The organism is Salmonella sp. A1325, assembly GCF_056991255.1.
This window is the reverse complement of sequence record NZ_JAMLWO010000003.1, coordinates 438,910-455,708: the sequence shown is the minus strand read 5'-3', so window position 1 is coordinate 455,708 and position 16,799 is coordinate 438,910. Positions and strand designations below refer to the sequence as shown.

The 16,799-nt window shown below is 54.9% G+C and carries 13 protein-coding genes; 10 read left to right on the top strand and 3 right to left on the bottom strand.

Annotated elements, in window-relative coordinates; translation table 11 throughout:
* Positions 1 to 10: 10 nt before the first annotated feature.
* Positions 11 to 754, bottom strand: coding sequence for a radiation resistance protein YbgI (gene ybgI / locus NAZ64_RS09145; protein WP_000798844.1), 744 nt, complete (start codon positions 752 to 754; stop codon positions 11 to 13).
* 328 nt (positions 755 to 1,082) lie between these two features.
* Between ybgI and NAZ64_RS09140 the strand changes: the two genes are divergently transcribed.
* Entirely contained in the window at positions 1,083 to 2,564 is a 1,482-nt protein-coding gene (locus NAZ64_RS09140) for an MFS transporter (RefSeq protein ID WP_001041123.1), read from the top strand.
* Positions 2,565 to 2,602: 38 nt separating this feature from the next.
* Here NAZ64_RS09140 and phrB read toward each other — a convergent pair whose 3' ends face one another.
* Positions 2,603 to 4,024 carry a deoxyribodipyrimidine photo-lyase gene (gene phrB, locus NAZ64_RS09135; RefSeq protein WP_220569345.1) on the bottom strand — a complete coding sequence of 474 codons (1,422 nt, stop codon included), beginning with the start codon at positions 4,022 to 4,024 and terminating at the stop codon, positions 2,603 to 2,605.
* A 110-nt stretch (positions 4,025 to 4,134) separates the two neighbouring features.
* On the bottom strand, positions 4,135 to 4,341 hold the full coding sequence (locus tag NAZ64_RS09130; RefSeq protein ID WP_000401433.1) for a YbfA family protein: 207 nt from the start codon (positions 4,339 to 4,341) through the stop codon (positions 4,135 to 4,137).
* Between the two features lie 336 nt (positions 4,342 to 4,677).
* Between NAZ64_RS09130 and kdpF the strand changes: the two genes are divergently transcribed.
* The 9 genes from kdpF to potE all read left to right on the top strand — a co-directional run bounded on the left by kdpF (position 4,678) and on the right by potE (position 16,740).
* Positions 4,678 to 4,767 (top strand): K(+)-transporting ATPase subunit F, encoded by a 90-nt coding sequence (gene kdpF, locus NAZ64_RS09125; RefSeq protein WP_001670793.1) that lies wholly within the window; start codon positions 4,678 to 4,680, stop codon positions 4,765 to 4,767.
* A complete protein-coding gene (gene kdpA, locus NAZ64_RS09120; protein ID WP_000730078.1) occupies positions 4,767 to 6,446 on the top strand; it encodes a potassium-transporting ATPase subunit KdpA in 1,680 nt (559 codons plus the stop codon). Before kdpF ends, kdpA begins: the two co-directional genes overlap by 1 nt.
* Before the next feature lie 20 nt (positions 6,447 to 6,466).
* The gene (gene kdpB / locus NAZ64_RS09115) at positions 6,467 to 8,515 is read left to right on the top strand and encodes a potassium-transporting ATPase subunit KdpB (RefSeq protein WP_076935464.1); all 2,049 of its coding nucleotides are present in this window, start codon (positions 6,467 to 6,469) and stop codon (positions 8,513 to 8,515) included.
* 8 nt (positions 8,516 to 8,523) lie between these two features.
* Entirely contained in the window at positions 8,524 to 9,108 is a 585-nt protein-coding gene (gene kdpC, locus NAZ64_RS09110; RefSeq protein WP_000579804.1) for a potassium-transporting ATPase subunit KdpC, read from the top strand.
* On the top strand, positions 9,105 to 11,789 hold the full coding sequence (kdpD, locus tag NAZ64_RS09105; RefSeq protein WP_076935465.1) for a two-component system sensor histidine kinase KdpD: 2,685 nt from the start codon (positions 9,105 to 9,107) through the stop codon (positions 11,787 to 11,789). Before kdpC ends, kdpD begins: the two co-directional genes overlap by 4 nt.
* Positions 11,786 to 12,463, top strand: a complete 678-nt coding sequence (gene kdpE, locus NAZ64_RS09100) for a two-component system response regulator KdpE (RefSeq protein WP_220569346.1) — start codon at positions 11,786 to 11,788, stop codon at positions 12,461 to 12,463. The genes kdpD and kdpE overlap by 4 nt, the downstream gene beginning before the upstream one ends.
* A gap of 277 nt (positions 12,464 to 12,740) precedes the next feature.
* Positions 12,741 to 12,845 (top strand): leader peptide SpeFL, encoded by a 105-nt coding sequence (speFL, locus tag NAZ64_RS09095; RefSeq protein WP_015632840.1) that lies wholly within the window; start codon positions 12,741 to 12,743, stop codon positions 12,843 to 12,845.
* A 380-nt stretch (positions 12,846 to 13,225) separates the two neighbouring features.
* The gene (gene speF / locus NAZ64_RS09090; protein WP_001292402.1) at positions 13,226 to 15,424 is read left to right on the top strand and encodes an ornithine decarboxylase SpeF; all 2,199 of its coding nucleotides are present in this window, start codon (positions 13,226 to 13,228) and stop codon (positions 15,422 to 15,424) included.
* A complete protein-coding gene (potE, locus tag NAZ64_RS09085; protein ID WP_000042658.1) occupies positions 15,421 to 16,740 on the top strand; it encodes a putrescine-ornithine antiporter in 1,320 nt (439 codons plus the stop codon). Before speF ends, potE begins: the two co-directional genes overlap by 4 nt.
* The last annotated feature ends 59 nt before the right edge of the window (positions 16,741 to 16,799 follow it).

The window sequence follows — 16,799 nt, the reverse complement described above, 5'->3', positions numbered from 1 at the left end:
TACCTCTCAGTTATGCCGGGTTAGGGATATCAATAAACGTCACATCCAACGCCGTGTTTTCGTTCAACCATTCGCTCAGGGCGCGAATACCTCCGCGTTCAGTGGCATGGTGCCCGGCGGCATAAAAATGCAGCCCCTGTTCGCGCGCGGAATGAATGGTCTGTTCAGACACCTCGCCGGTAATAAAAGCATCCACGCCGAAGCGGGCGGCGCTATCAATAAAACTTTGTCCGCCGCCGGTACACCAGGCGACACGCTGCACATTCTCTGGCCCGGTATCGCCGCACCATAGCGGTTTACGCCCCAGACGCGCTTCAATCCATGAGGCCAGTTCCAGCCCCGGCACCGGCATTGAGAGCTCTCCCCACGGCACCAGCGGCTCAATTTCTCCTTTCACGGTAATGCCCAATAGCGCCGCCAACTGCGCATTGTTGCCCAGCTCAGGGTGCGCATCCAGCGGCAGATGCCAACCGTAAAGGTTAATATCATTTGCCAGTAACGTTTTTAAGCGACGGCGTTTCATGCCGCGAATAACCGGAGACTCGCCTTTCCAGAAGTAACCATGATGAACAATGACCGCATCGGCCTGCAAACGCACCGCCTCATCGAGCAGCGCCTGACTTGCGGTCACGCCGGTAACGATTTTCTGTACCGTCTCTTTTCCTTCGACCTGTAAACCATTCGGCGCATAATCGCTTATTGCCGCACTGTTCAGCTTGTCGTTAATCAGTTGTTCCAGCTCGGTGTTTTTCATCATCGCTCCCTTTAACCCACGTTCTACTTTCCCGTTACGGGTTCAGTCTCCGTTAACATAGCCTTCCGTTAGCCGTTCGTCGATAAACATTTGTTTGACACATCAAGAAACAATCACCCCCGGGTTTGGCGCAAATTACTTAGCAAAACACGATCGGTTTCATGTATATTTATGCAATCAGAACGCATATTGCAGAAAAAATCAGTTCTGTATCATGTTGGTAACTTTAAGGAAACACGGCGATACGGCAGGCTTAATAAGCCCACAAAGAAAGGCATTATCAAAGAATGCCGCTTTCTTGCCGCAGCGCCTCTATCCCGGAAATACGATGAATAAACAAGCATCTCAACCCCGCGCTATTTACTACGTTGTCGCCCTGCAAATTTGGGAGTACTTCAGCTTTTATGGTATGCGCGCCCTACTGATTCTTTATCTCACCAATCAGCTAAAATACGACGATAACCACGCCTATGAGTTATTCAGCGCTTATTGTTCGCTGGTCTACGTAACGCCAATTCTCGGCGGCTATCTGGCGGATAAGGTGCTTGGCAACCGAATGGCAGTCATGCTGGGCGCATTTTTAATGGCTATAGGTCATTTAGTGCTGGGCGCCAGTGAGATCGCGCCGACATTCCTTTATCTGTCGCTGGCGATCATTGTCTGCGGCTACGGCCTGTTTAAATCGAATATTAGCTGCCTGCTGGGCGAACTGTACCAGCCGGAAGATCCGCGCCGCGACGGCGGGTTCTCGCTGCTTTACGCAGCGGGTAATATTGGTTCGATCGTGGCGCCTATCGCCTGCGGCTATGTGCAAGAGGAGTACAGTTGGGCGATGGGCTTTGCGCTCGCCGCCATTGGTATGCTGGCGGGACTGGTGATCTTCTTGTGTGGAAATCGTCATTTCACCCACACCACCGGCGTTAATAAAGCCGTGTTGTGCGCCAGAAACTACCTGCTGCCGAACTGGGGCTGGCTGTTAATTCTGCTGGTAGCGGCGCCGTTGCTGATTACCGTTCTGTTCTGGAAAGAATGGTCTGTCTATGCCTTAATCGTGGCGACCGCGATCGGCCTGGTCGTGCTGGCAAAAATTTATCGTCAGGCGCAAACGGCCAAACAGCGCAAAGAACTGGGGCTGATTGTCACCCTGACCCTGTTCAGTATGCTGTTCTGGGCGTTTGCCCAGCAGGGCGGTAGCTCTATCAGCCTGTATATCGACCGCTTTGTGAACCGCGATATTCTGGGCTATTCCGTTCCTACCGCCATGTTCCAGTCGGTGAACGCCTTTGCCGTGATGCTGTGTGGGGTCGTCCTGGCCTGGCTGGTTAAAGAGAGCGTAAGCGGTAATCGCACCGTGCGTATCTGGGGCAAATTCGCGCTGGGTCTCGGTCTGATGAGCGCCGGATTCTGTATTTTGACCCTGAGCGCACGCTGGTCCGCCGCTTACGGACACTCTTCAATGCCGCTAATGGTGCTGGGACTGGCGGTGATGGGCTTTGCCGAGCTGTTTATCGACCCGGTCGCCATGTCGCAAATTACGCGCATTGATATCCCCGGCGTCACCGGCGTATTAACCGGAATTTATATGCTGCTGTCCGGCGCGATAGCTAACTATCTGGCAGGCGTCATCGCTGACCAGACCTCGCAAAGCGCCTTCGACGCCAGCGGCGCGGTTAATTACGCCATCAACGCCTATGTGGATGTTTTTGAACAGATCACCTGGGGCGCGTTAGCCTGCGTAGGGGTTGTCCTGCTGATTTGGCTGTATCAGTCCTTCAAATTCAAAAGCCGCGCGCTGGCCGTCGAATCCTGATAGCAGAATGCCCGGTAGTTTGCGCTATCGGGCCTGTATCACACCCCTTTTCTCGCCGCCTCATAGGCGGAAAGCGTCGCTATTCTCGCCTGTTTGTGCTCCACAATAGGCCGAGGATAATCAAGCACGACTCCCGCTTTTTCCGCCCACCGCCACGGCTCGTGAATCGCTTTTCCAGGGATATCGCGTAATGCCGGTAGCCACTGGCGGATAAATTCGCCGTCGCGATCGAACCTCTCTCCCTGAGTCGTGGGATTAAAAATACGAAAATAAGGCGCGGCGTCAGTACCGGTTGAGGCGGCCCACTGCCAGCCGCCATTATTGGCGGCAAGATCGCCGTCAATAAGCTGCGACATGAAATAGCGCTCCCCCAACCGCCAGTCAATCAACAGATCTTTTACCAGAAAGCTGGCGGTAATCATGCGTAAACGGTTATGCATCCAGCCCGTCGCGTTAAGCTGGCGCATCGCCGCATCGACAATGGGATAACCGGTTTCGCCTTTCTGCCATGCCTGAAAATAGTGCGGGTTCTCCTGCCACGCGACGCGTTTTGTCCAGCGGATAAACGGCTGGTGTTTGCATAATGCCGGATACCAGGTCATTAAATGACGGTAAAATTCCCGCCAGATGAGCTCATTCAACCAGACGCTTCCCGGTCCGCCGTCCAGCGCCTGCGGCTGCTCCGCCAGTAATCGGTGCAGGCACTGTCGCGGCGACAGGCCGCCCGTCGCCAGGCTGGCGGAAAGCCGACTGGTGCCTTCAACCGCAGGGAAATCCCGCTGTGACTCATACCCGTCTGCGCCCTGCGCGCAAAACTGACGTAGCTGCGCGATGACCGCGTTTTCTTCCACCGGGAAAAGCGCGGCGTCAAACGCCTGTTGCGGGTAGTTAAGCGAGACTGGCGTTAAGGGTGTAGAAAGCGCGCCGCTCACCCGGATCTTCGGGGCCGGAACGCACGGCGGGATATCCTCTTTTAACCGTTTCAACCAGGCGTTTTTAAACGGCGTAAAAACTTTATACATTTCATGATTGCCGGTCATCACCGCGCCGGGCGCCAGAATCACGCTATCGTCAAAGCCTTCGCAGATGACAGAGGGCAGCGTTTTTTCCACCGCCGCATCACGCTGACGCTCGTTAAACTCATACTGATAGTTATAAAACAGATGGCTGACGTCATGCTGTCGGCAAACGTTTTTGACCGTTTTAATACTGGCGTTAAAATCCGCCACTTCATGAAACAGCAGCGGAATGCCTTTCTCTGCAAGGGCCGTCTGTAGCGCATTGAGCTGCGCGCTGATGAATGCCGCCTGCCGCGGCGCCATATCATGGGCCTGCCACTGCGCGGGGGTGGAAATATAAAGCGCCAGCACCCGCGCGGATGCATCGCGGCAGGCGGCGGCCAGCGCAAGGTTATCCTGTAAACGCAGATCGCGCCTGAACCAGACTAAATGGGTGGGCATACAACTCCTGAAAGATGAAACGTCACGGCGAATAGCGTTAAACAGTGTAGACCCTGGCGCATAAAAAAACCGCCAGCGTGGCGGCTGACGGTTTTTCAGGCTGGTCGCGATTAATAAAAGTCGCAGGTGGCTTTTTCAGCCTGCGCCATCCATACCGGTTTATCACTGGTTTTCGACCAGACACGGTGCAGATAACTATAAAAACGCGCGCGGTCTTTCCAGAAGAGCATCACTGGCAGCGCCAGCACGCCTGCGATCACCGCGAAAGCACGACGGGCAAAAATGACATGCGCCGGATAGTCTTTATAGTGTTCCATACGTTTCCCCCCTTTATACCGAGGCTACCCGCCCCGGTATAGATTGAATCGGTGAATAGCACCGAAAAATTGAACCTCGTTACCTGATTAAAATAGTACCGCTTTCGGTGTAATTTTACTACTCATCCGACCACTTATTTTCACGCTTTTCCAGCAGATTTACATTCAAAGCGTAAATTAGTTACAAAAAGGTTAAATTAATACTAATCATTAGTTAAATAATGGTCTTTGCCATTTTTATACTTTTTTTACACTCCGCCCGCCAATTTTTGCGAAATCTTTGCAGCCAAAAAATTACCTTTCTCAGGAGTAAAACAATGCCACTGGAGGTGCTCTGTGAGTGCAGGCGTGATAACCGGCATCGTGCTGGTTTTCTTACTTTTAGGTTATCTGGTCTATGCCCTGATTAATGCGGAGGCGTTCTGATGGCCGCGCAAGGATTTTTACTGATCGCCAGTTTTTTACTGATTTTATTGGTACTGGCGAAACCGTTGGGTTCGGGCCTGGCAAGGCTCATCGCCGCCGTTCCGTTGCCGGGCGTGGCTGGCGTTGAGCGTATCCTCTGGCGGACTCTTGGCATTACCGACCACGAAATGAACTGGCGTCAGTATTTACTGGCGCTACTGACGCTCAATCTGCTGGGACTGGGCATCCTGTTTTGCCTGCTATTCTGGCAGGAGTGGTTGCCCTTAAATCCGCAGCGGCTACCGGGTCTGTCCTGGGATCTGGCGCTGAATACCGCCGTCAGCTTTGTCACCAATACCAACTGGCAAGCCTACAGCGGCGAAAGCACGCTGAGCTACTTTAGCCAGATGGCCGGGCTGACGGTGCAAAATTTCCTGTCGGCGGCGACCGGGATTGCGGTGGTTTTTGCACTTATCCGCGCCTTTACGCGCCAGAATGTGCACACGCTGGGTAATGCCTGGCAAGATCTGGTACGCATTACGCTATGGATATTATTTCCTGTCGCGTTAATTATCGCGCTGTTTTTTATCCAACAGGGCGTACCGCAAAACCTGTCGGCTTATCAGCCCATCACCACTCTTGAAGGCGCTAAACAACTCTTGCCGATGGGTCCGGTTGCTTCGCAGGAGGCGATCAAAATGCTTGGCACCAACGGCGGCGGTTTCTTTAACGCCAACTCTTCGCATCCGTTCGAAAACCCCACCGCGCTCACTAATCTGGCGCAGATGCTGGCGATATTTTTGATTCCAGCCGCGCTCTGTTTCGCCTTTGGCGAAGCGGCGGGCGATCGCCGTCAGGGACGCGCGCTACTGTGGGCAATGTCATTCATTTTTGTGGTCTGCGTAGCGGTAGTGATGTGGGCGGAAGTTCAGGGAAATCCACATCTGTTGGCGGCAGGCGCGGACAGTAGCGTCAACATGGAGGGTAAAGAGACACGCTTTGGCGTGCTGGCCAGCAGCCTGTTTGCCGTCGTCACGACCGCGGCGTCCTGCGGGGCGGTAAATGCCATGCACGACTCGTTTACCGCTCTGGGCGGTATGGTGCCGATGTGGCTGATGCAAATTGGCGAAGTGGTCTTTGGCGGCGTCGGTTCAGGCCTGTACGGCATGTTGCTGTTTGTCCTGCTGGCGGTGTTCATCGCGGGGCTGATGATCGGTCGCACGCCGGAGTATCTGGGGAAAAAAATCGACGTGCGCGAAATGAAAATGACCGCGCTGGCGATTCTGGTCACGCCGATGCTGGTCTTGTTGGGTTCGGCGCTGGCGATGATGACGGATGCCGGACGCAGCGCAATGCTAAACCCTGGCCCGCACGGTTTTAGCGAAGTGCTATATGCCGTCTCCTCTGCCGCCAACAATAACGGTAGCGCCTTTGCGGGTCTGAGCGCTAACTCGCCTTTCTGGAACTGTTTGCTGGCGTTCTGCATGTTCGTCGGACGTTTCGGCGTGATTATTCCTGTCATGGCCATCGCCGGATCGCTGGTCAGTAAAAAAGTACAGCCGGCCAGTCAGGGAACGCTGGCGACCCACGGCGCGCTATTTATTGGACTGCTCATCGGCACGGTACTGCTGGTCGGCGCGCTGACGTTTATTCCTGCCCTGGCGCTTGGCCCGGTAGCGGAACATTTCTCTTTACCTTGAGCGATGCGGAGTACATTGATATGAGTCGCAAGCAACTGGCGCTGTTTGAACCTGTTTTACTCGTACAGGCGCTAACGGATGCCGTAAAAAAATTAAGCCCACGCGCCCAGTGGCGTAACCCGGTGATGTTTGTGGTCTGGGCCGGCAGCGTGCTAACCACTCTGTTAACGCTCGCTATGGTAACAGGACAAATAACGGGAAGCGCCTTGTTTACAGGGGTGATCAGTCTGTGGTTATGGTTCACCGTACTGTTCGCCAATTTTGCCGAAGCGCTGGCGGAAGGCCGCAGTAAAGCCCAGGCAAACAGTCTGAAAGGGGTGAAAAAGACCGCGTTCGCTCGCCGTCTGCGCGCCCCGCGCCATGATGCGCAGGCCGATAACGTGCCCGCCGCTGAACTGCGGAAAGGCGACATTGTCCTGGTCAAAGCGGGCGATATTATTCCCTGCGACGGCGAGGTCATCGAAGGCGGCGCCTCGGTGGATGAAAGTGCGATTACCGGCGAATCCGCGCCCGTGATCCGCGAGTCCGGCGGCGATTTCGCCTCTGTCACCGGCGGCACGCGAATTCTTTCCGACTGGCTGGTGATTACCTGTAGCGTCAATCCTGGCGAAACCTTTCTTGACCGGATGATCGCGATGGTGGAAGGCGCGCAGCGGCGGAAAACGCCTAACGAGATTGCCCTGACGATTTTGCTCATCGCCCTGACCATTGTCTTTTTGCTGGCGACCGCCACCCTGTGGCCCTTCTCCGCCTGGGGCGGTAACGCGGTCAGCGTCACCGTGTTGGTGGCGTTGCTGGTGTGCCTGATCCCCACTACCATCGGCGGGCTACTCTCCGCCATTGGCGTAGCCGGAATGAGCCGAATGTTGGGCGCGAACGTCATCGCCACCAGCGGCCGCGCCGTAGAAGCCGCGGGCGATGTCGACGTGTTACTGCTGGATAAAACCGGCACTATCACGCTCGGCAATCGCCAGGCGTCCGATTTTATTCCCGCCCGAGGGGTGGACGAACGCACGCTGGCTGACGCCGCGCAGCTCGCTTCGCTGGCCGACGAAACGCCGGAAGGCCGCAGCATTGTGATCCTCGCCAAACAGCGCTTTAACCTGCGTGAACGCGATGTGCAGTCGCTTCATGCCACCTTTGTTCCGTTTACCGCGCAAAGCCGCATGAGCGGGATTAATATCGATAACCGGATGATCCGTAAAGGCTCGGTGGACGCGATTCGGCGTCATGTCGAGAGCAATGGCGGCCATTTTCCCGCCGATGTCGAGCAAAATGTCGAGAACGTAGCGCGTCTGGGCGCGACGCCGCTGGTGGTCGTGGAAGGCGCGCGCGTACTGGGTGTTATCGCCCTCAAGGATATCGTTAAAGGCGGCATTAAAGAACGTTTCGCCCAGCTACGAAAGATGGGTATTAAAACGGTGATGATCACTGGCGATAACCGCCTGACGGCGGCAGCGATTGCCGCCGAAGCCGGTGTGGACGATTTTCTTGCCGAAGCCACGCCGGAAGCCAAGCTGGCGCTGATCCGTCAATATCAGGCGGAAGGACGGCTGGTCGCCATGACCGGCGACGGCACTAACGATGCCCCGGCGCTGGCGCAGGCTGACGTCGCGGTGGCGATGAACTCCGGCACCCAGGCGGCAAAAGAAGCCGGTAATATGGTGGATCTGGACTCTAACCCGACCAAGTTGATTGAAGTGGTGCATATCGGTAAGCAGATGCTGATGACGCGCGGCTCGCTCACCACTTTCAGTATCGCGAATGATGTAGCGAAATATTTCGCCATTATTCCCGCCGCGTTTGCCGCTACCTATCCGCAGCTAAACGCGCTCAACGTGATGGGGCTGCATTCGCCGAACTCCGCCATTCTGAGCGCGGTGATCTTTAACGCCCTGATTATCATATTTCTGATCCCGCTGGCATTAAAAGGTGTGAGTTATAAGCCGCTTTCCGCATCGGCCATGCTGCGCCGTAATTTATGGATCTATGGTCTGGGTGGTCTGGTGGTGCCGTTTATTGGTATCAAAGTGATTGATGTGCTGCTGACCCTGCTGGGTCTGGCGTGAGGTGTATGATGATCGGTTTACGTCCTGCTTTTTCGACAATGTTATTTCTGCTGTTATTGACCGGTGGCGTGTATCCGCTTCTGACCACGGCGTTGGGGCAGTGGTGGTTTCCCTGGCAGGCTAATGGCTCGCTGATTCATAAAGACAATGTGATACGCGGCTCAGCGCTTATCGGACAATCGTTTACCGCCGCGGGTTATTTTCATGGCCGGCCCTCCGCCACCGCCGATACGCCTTATAATCCATTGGCGTCGGGCGGAAGCAACCTGGCCGCCAGCAATCCCGAACTGGATGCGCAAATACAGGCCCGCGTCGCCGCGCTACGCGCCGCTAACCCCCAGGCGAGTTCCGCGGTTCCGGTTGAGCTGGCGACGGCCTCGGCTAGCGGGCTGGATAATAATCTGACGCCCGGCGCCGCGGCATGGCAAATCCCCCGCGTGGCGGCGGCTCGCCAGCTTCCCGTTGAACAGGTCGCGCAACTGGTTGCAGAATATACGCACAGGCCGCTGGCGCGCTTTCTTGGGCAACCGGTGGTGAATATTGTTGAGCTTAATCTGGCGCTGGATGCGCTACAGGGACACAGAGCGAAATGAACGACGAACCCTTGCGTCCTGATCCGGATCGCTTGTTGGAACAAACGCCCCCGCCCCACCGGGGGAAGTTGAAAATTTTCTTCGGCGCCTGCGCAGGCGTCGGAAAAACCTGGGCGATGCTGGCGCAAGCGCAGCGGCTGCGAGCGCAGGGGCTGGATGTGGTGATCGGCGTGGTAGAGACGCATGGCCGTAAAGAGACCGCCGCGCTACTTGACGGGCTGACCATTCTGCCGCCAAAACGTCACTCGCACCGGGGGCGGCAAATCCGCGAATTTGACCTGGATGCCGCCCTCGCCCGACGTCCGGCGCTGATTTTAATGGATGAGCTGGCGCACAGTAACGCGCCTGGCTCACGCCATCCTAAGCGCTGGCAGGATATTGAAGAGCTGCTGGAAGCGGGAATCGACGTTTTCACCACCGTGAACGTACAACATCTGGAAAGTCTGAATGATGTGGTGAGCGGCGTCACGGGGATTCAGGTGCGCGAAACCGTCCCCGATCCCTTTTTTGATGCCGCTGATGAAGTCGTACTGGTCGATCTGCCGCCCGACGATCTGCGCCAACGGCTCAACGAAGGTAAAGTGTATATCGCCGGTCAGGCGGAACGCGCTATTGAACATTTTTTCCGCAAGGGCAATCTGATCGCCCTCCGCGAGCTGGCGCTACGCCGGACAGCCGATCGCGTGGACGATCAGATGCGCGCCTGGCGCGCGCATCCGGGCGAAGAAAAAGTATGGCATACCCGCGATGCGATTTTACTGTGTATCGGGCATAACACCGGCAGCGAAAAACTGGTGCGTACCGCGGCGCGTCTGGCCTCCCGGCTCGGCAGCGTCTGGCACGCCGTCTATGTCGAAACGCCAACGTTACACCGCTTACCGGAAAAACAACGGCGGGCTATTTTAAGCGCGCTGCGCCTGGCGCAGGAGCTTGGCGCGGAAACCGCCACCCTGTCCGATCCCGCCGAAGAGAAAGCGGTCGTGCGCTATGCCCGCGAACATAATCTGGGGAAAATCGTCATGGGCCGCCCGGCGTCGCGACGCTGGTGGCGACGTGACGCTTTCGCCGATCGTCTTGCCAGACTCGCGCCGGATCTCGATCAGGTGATCGTCGCGCTGGAAGAACCGCCTGCCCGCGCGTTGGCGCAAACGCCTGATAACCGACCTTTTAAAGAGAAATGGCGTGGGCAGATTCAGGGCTGTCTGGTCGCCGTGGCGCTTTGCGCCATCACCACGCTTATCGCTATGCAGTGGCTTGTCACCTTCGACGCCGCCAATCTGGTGATGCTCTATTTGCTGGGCGTAGTGGTGATTGCGCTGCTTTACGGACGCTGGCCGTCGGTGGTGGCGACGGTGATTAACGTGGCGAGTTTCGATCTCTTTTTTATCGCGCCACGCGGTACGCTCGCCGTTTCGGACGTGCAATATTTGCTGACCTTTGCCGTGATGCTGACGGTTGGTCTGGTGATTGGCAATCTTACTGCCGGGGTGCGCTATCAGGCGCGCGTCGCCCGTTATCGGGAACAGCGTACCCGCCATTTATATGAAATGTCTAAAGCGCTGGCCGTCGGGCGTAGCGAACATGATATCGCCGCGACCAGCGAGCGGTTTATCGCCTCGACGTTCCAGGCGCGCAGCCAAATTTTATTACCTGATGCTAACGGTAAGTTGCTGCCTCTCACCCACCAGCAAGGCATGACGCCGTGGGACGACGCGATTGCGCGCTGGAGTTTTGATAAAGGCCAGCCTGCCGGCGCAGGCACCGATACCCTCCCTGGCGTGCCTTATCAAATCCTGCCGCTGAAAAGCGCCGATAAAACGTACGGTCTGGCTATCGTCGAACCGGGTAATTTGCGTCAGTTAATGGTGCCGGAGCAGCAACGCCTGCTGGAAACATTCACTCTGCTTGTCGCCAACGCGCTGGAACGACTGACGCTGACCGCCAGCGAAGAACAGGCGCGTCTCGCCAGCGAGCGCGAAAGTATTCGCAACGCTCTGCTGGCGGCGCTGTCGCATGATTTACGCACGCCGCTGACGGTATTGTTCGGCCAGGCGGAAATTTTGACGCTGGATTTAGCCAGCGCAGGATCGCCCCACGCGCGTCAGGCCAGTGAAATCCGCCAGCATATTCTCAACACCACCCGGCTGGTGAATAATTTGCTGGATATGGCGCGTATTCAGTCCGGCGGGTTTAATCTTAAAAAAGAGTGGCTGACGCTGGAAGAGGTCGTCGGTAGCGCGTTACAGATGTTAGAGCCGGGTTTATTGCATCCGATTACATTGTCGCTGCCGCAACAGTTAACGCTTATCCATGTCGATGGCCCCTTATTTGAGCGTGTCCTGATCAACTTGCTGGAAAACGCCGTTAAGTACGCCGGGCCGCAGGCCAGTATCGGCATTGATGCTGCGGTTAAGGACGATCGTTTACAACTGGATGTCTGGGATAACGGGCCGGGTATTCCTGCGGGGCAAGAACAGAAGATTTTCGATAAGTTCGCCCGCGGCAACAAAGAGTCCGCCGTCCCCGGCGTGGGGCTGGGGCTGGCGATTTGCCATGCTATCGTAGAGGTACACGGCGGCACGCTTACCGCCTATAATCGACCGCAGGGCGGCGCCTGTTTCCGTGTGACGCTGCCGCAAGGAAAGCCACCTGAACTTGATGATTTTCATGAGGATATGTGACAAACGTTCTGATTGTTGAAGATGAACAGGCCATCCGCCGCTTTCTGCGCGCCGCGCTGGAAGGCGACGGTCTGCGCGTGTATGAAGCTGAAACATTACAACGTGGTTTACTGGAAGCCGCCACGCGAAAGCCCGATCTGATTATTCTCGATCTCGGCCTGCCGGACGGCGACGGAATCGATTTTATTCGCGACCTGCGTCAGTGGAGCGCAATACCGGTGATTGTCCTTTCCGCCCGCAGCGAAGAAAGCGATAAGATTGCCGCGCTTGACGCTGGAGCTGATGATTACCTGAGCAAGCCATTCGGCATTGGCGAGCTGCAGGCGCGTTTGCGCGTCGCGCTGCGACGGCACGCCGCCAGCCCTTGCGCCGATCCGATCGTCCGCTTTTCCGGCGTGACGGTCAATCTCGCCGCACGGTTGATCCACCGTGGCGACGAAGAAATCCATCTGACGCCGATTGAGTTCCGCCTGCTGGCGGTATTACTCAATAATGCCGGCAAGGTATTAACCCAACGGCAGTTATTAAACCAGGTCTGGGGCCCTAACGCCGTGGAGCATAGCCACTATTTGCGCATCTATATGGGACATTTACGCCAGAAACTGGAACAAGATCCCACCCGCCCACGCCATTTTATTACCGAAACCGGAATTGGCTATCGCTTTATGCCGTGAATAGCCATTCATTATTTTTAAATAACTTCTAATTTTTATGTCATTTATTTTCGGCGTCGCGAATAATTATTTTCGCGGCGATATTATATTTTATGAAGGATATAAAAAACATATAATTAACATTTAAGAAACAATCCGTTATTTCACAGCACGATATGCATAATCGCCGACTAATTATTTTTCAAATGATCGTTTTTTGTTGATCTGGTTCACAGATCGCTGGCGCTCCCTGGATAAAATATCCATGCTTTCAATAAATCAATGAAAGGACCTCAAAATGGAAAATAATAATCGTTTTATGCCCCATATAAGGCGGACAACGCATATTATGATGTTTGCCCACCGTAATAGTTTCGATTTTCATTTCTTTAATGCCCGGTAGTTTTTCTGCTACGGGTACTTCAGCATACAGGTCTTTCCGACCCTTATGTCATTCAGGTCTATTGCCTAAATAACTCGAATTGTTAAAAGCGACAGTACGGTAATTCCTTTACGTCCAGCCAGCTAACCATCTGGTTTGATAGAAGAAATTCCGACTCAGCGCAATTTTAGTTATCACGGTTTCTGCCTGTATATCGTAGTACTCAACTCCTTAAATCCTGAATTTCCTGCAACCGGACGGGTTGGGATTTATTACATCTAAAATAAAGCTAATTTACTGATTTTTTTATCAGCGGGATAGCTTTGATTTTTTCCGGAAGAATCAGTTTCTCATGCGAGAAATTGAGGGCCTGCTATTACCTGAAATAAAGAGATGAAAAAATGTCAGAATTAAAAATTGCCGTTAGCCGTCATTGCCCGGATTGTTTTTCTACACACCGTAATATTGTAAATGTTGATGAGAGTCGTTTCATCGACGTGGCTGCCATCGTGTTATCCATCGACGACATTGAACACGGAAAACTCGATGAAATCGACGCAACGGGTTACGGTATTCCCGTGTTTGTCGCGACTCATGACGAAGGGCGCGTACCGCCTGAGTATTTGCCGCGTATCTCTGGTGTATTCGAATATAATGAATCCCGTACTGCCTTCTATGGTCGCCAGTTGGAAACCGCAGCAAGCCACTACGAAACGCAGTTACGTCCGCCGTTTTTCCGCGCGCTGGTGGATTATGTCAACCAGGGCAACAGCGCATTTGACTGCCCGGGGCATCAGGGCGGCGAATTCTTCCGCCGTCATCCTGCCGGTAATCAGTTCGTGGAATACTTTGGCGAAACGCTCTTCCGCTCCGACCTATGCAACGCGGACGTGGCGATGGGCGATCTGCTGATTCACGAAGGCGCACCTTGCATTGCGCAGCAACATGCGGCGAAAGTCTTTAACGCCGATAAGACCTACTTTGTGCTGAACGGGACCTCCTCCTCTAACAAAGTCGTACTCAACGCGCTGTTAACGCCGGGCGATCTGGTACTGTTTGACCGTAACAACCACAAATCTAACCACCACGGCGCATTATTGCAGGCGGGCGCAACGCCAGTTTATCTGGAAACCGCGCGTAACCCGTATGGTTTTATCGGCGGGATCGACGCTCACTGCTTCGAAGAAGATTACCTGCGCGAGCTGATTAGCGAAGTCGCGCCGCAGCGTGCCCGCGAAGCACGTCCATTCCGTCTGGCCGTCATCCAGTTAGGCACCTACGACGGTACCATTTATAACGCCCGTCAGGTCGTCGATAAAATTGGTCATCTGTGCGACTACATCCTGTTTGACTCCGCCTGGGTCGGCTATGAACAATTTATTCCGATGATGGCCGATTGTTCACCGCTGCTGCTGGAACTGAACGAAAACGACCCGGGTATTCTGGTGACGCAGTCCGTTCACAAACAACAAGCCGGTTTCTCCCAGACCTCGCAGATCCATAAAAAAGATAGCCATATCAAAGGGCAATCGCGCTACGTTCCGCATAAGCGCATGAACAACGCCTTTATGATGCACGCCTCCACCAGCCCGTTCTATCCGCTGTTCGCCGCGCTGGACGTTAACGCCAAAATGCACGAAGGCGTCAGCGGTCGCAATATGTGGATGGATTGCGTAGTTAACGGCATCGATGCCCGTAAATTGATCCTCGAAAACTGTCATCACATCCGTCCGTTCGTACCGGAACTGATTGATGGTAAGCCGTGGCAATCATACCCGACGTCAGAGATCGCCAGCGATCTGCGCTTCTTCCACTTCGTTCCGGGAGAACACTGGCATGCGTTTGAAGGCTATGCCGAACATCAGTACTTTGTCGACCCTTGCAAACTGCTGCTCACCACACCGGGCATTAATGCAGCGAGCGGCGAATATGAAGACTTTGGCGTTCCTGCCACGATCCTCGCCAACTTCCTGCGCGAGAACGGCGTTGTGCCGGAAAAATGCGACCTCAACTCCATTCTGTTCCTGCTGACGCCGGCAGAAGACATGGCGAAGTTACAACAGCTTGTCGCCCTGCTGGCTCGTTTCGAAAAACTGCTGGAAGCTGATGCGCCGTTAGCGGAAGTATTACCGTCCATCTACAAACAGCATGAAGCGCGTTATGCCGGCTACACCCTGCGTCAGCTTTGCCAGGAGATGCACGATCTCTATGCGCGGCACAACGTGAAACAGCTGCAAAAAGAGATGTTCCGTAAATCGCATTTCCCGAAAGTCAGTATGAATCCGCAAGAGGCCAACTATGCCTATCTGCGCGGCGAGGTCGAACTGGTTCGCCTGCCGGAAGCGGAAGGTCGTATCGCGGCTGAAGGCGCTCTGCCTTACCCGCCGGGAGTGCTGTGTGTAGTTCCGGGTGAAATCTGGGGCGGTTCTGTCCTGCGTTACTTCAGCGCCCTGGAAGAAGGGATCAACCTGCTGCCGGGCTTTGCGCCTGAACTGCAGGGCGTTTATATCGAAGAACACGACGGCCGTAAGCAGGTCTGGTGCTACGTCATTAAACCTCGTGACGCGCAGCGCTCCCTGCTGAAGGAGGAAAAATTATGAGTAAACCTAAATCCAATAAAATGGGTGTCGTGCAGCTCACAATTCTGACTATGGTCAACATGATGGGCTCCGGGATCATCATGCTACCGACCAAACTGTCTGAAGTCGGCACGATATCCATTATCTCCTGGCTGGTCACCGCCGTCGGCTCGATGGCGCTGGCCTGGGCGTTTGCGAAATGCGGTATGTTTAGCCGTAAATCCGGCGGCATGGGCGGTTACGCCGAATATGCCTTCGGTAAATCCGGCAACTTTATGGCGAACTATACCTACGGCGTCTCGCTGCTGATCGCCAACGTGGCTATCGCCATTTCCGCTGTCGGCTATGGCACCGAGCTGTTCGGCGCCGCGCTGACGCCGCTCCAGATCGGCCTGGCGACTATCGCCGTATTGTGGGTTTGTACCATCGCAAACTTTGGCGGCGCGCGTATTACCGGACAGATCAGTAGCGTTACCGTTTGGGGCGTCATCATTCCGGTTGTCGGCCTGTGCATCATTGGCTGGTTCTGGTTTAGCCCCAGCATGTACGTAGCGTCATGGAACCCGCACCATGTTCCGTTCTTTAGCGCGGTCGGTTCTTCCATCGCCATGACGTTGTGGGCATTTCTTGGACTGGAATCCGCCTGCGCCAACGCAGACGTGGTCGAGAATCCGGAAAAGAACGTCCCCATTGCGGTACTGGGCGGTACGCTGGGCGCGGCGGTCATCTATATCGTTTCGACTAACGTGATTGCCGGGATTGTGCCGAACATGGATCTGGCGAACTCCACGGCACCGTTTGGTCTGGCGTTTGCACAGATGTTCACGCCTGCGGTAGGTAAAGTGATCATGGCGCTGATGGTAATGTCCTGCTGCGGCTCGCTGCTGGGCTGGCAGTTCACTATCGCCCAGGTCTTTAAATCCTCCGCTGACGAAGGTTATTTCCCGAAAGTCTTCTCTCGTGTAACGAAAGTCGACGCGCCGGTACAGGGGATGCTGATTATTGTGATTATTCAGACTGGCCTGTCGCTAATGACCATTAGCCCGTCGCTGAATAGTCAGTTTAACGTCCTGGTTAACCTGGCGGTGGTGACGAACATTATTCCGTATATTCTGTCGATGGCCGCGCTGGTTATCATTCAGAAAATGGCGAATGTGCCGTCATCAAAAGCGAAAGTCGCTAACTTCGTGGCCTTCGTTGGCGCCATGTATAGCTTCTACGCGCTATATTCCTCCGGTGAAGAAGCCATGCTGTACGGCTCAATTGTGACCTTCCTCGGCTGGACGTTATACGGCCTGGTCTCACCGCGTTTTGAATTGAAAAATAAACACGGCTGATGGCATGCCCGGGCTGCGGTAACGGTAGTCCGGGCATTTTCACTCTTTGAATAAGATAA

Excerpts from the sequence above, each read along its gene's own strand:
- ybgI (WP_000798844.1), bottom strand. The coding sequence starts at position 754 with ATGAAAAACACCGAGCTGGAACAACTGATTAACGACAAGCTGAACAGT.
- potE (WP_000042658.1), top strand. The coding sequence starts at position 15,421 with ATGAGTAAACCTAAATCCAATAAAATGGGTGTCGTGCAGCTCACAATT.
- kdpC (WP_000579804.1), top strand. The coding sequence starts at position 8,524 with ATGATCGGTTTACGTCCTGCTTTTTCGACAATGTTATTTCTGCTGTTA.
- NAZ64_RS09140 (WP_001041123.1), top strand. The coding sequence starts at position 1,083 with ATGAATAAACAAGCATCTCAACCCCGCGCTATTTACTACGTTGTCGCC.
- speF (WP_001292402.1), top strand. The coding sequence starts at position 13,226 with ATGTCAGAATTAAAAATTGCCGTTAGCCGTCATTGCCCGGATTGTTTT.
- kdpD (WP_076935465.1), top strand. The coding sequence starts at position 9,105 with ATGAACGACGAACCCTTGCGTCCTGATCCGGATCGCTTGTTGGAACAA.
- speFL (WP_015632840.1), top strand. The coding sequence starts at position 12,741 with ATGGAAAATAATAATCGTTTTATGCCCCATATAAGGCGGACAACGCAT.
- kdpB (WP_076935464.1), top strand. The coding sequence starts at position 6,467 with ATGAGTCGCAAGCAACTGGCGCTGTTTGAACCTGTTTTACTCGTACAG.
- phrB (WP_220569345.1), bottom strand. The coding sequence starts at position 4,024 with ATGCCCACCCATTTAGTCTGGTTCAGGCGCGATCTGCGTTTACAGGAT.
- NAZ64_RS09130 (WP_000401433.1), bottom strand. The coding sequence starts at position 4,341 with ATGGAACACTATAAAGACTATCCGGCGCATGTCATTTTTGCCCGTCGT.
- kdpA (WP_000730078.1), top strand. The coding sequence starts at position 4,767 with ATGGCCGCGCAAGGATTTTTACTGATCGCCAGTTTTTTACTGATTTTA.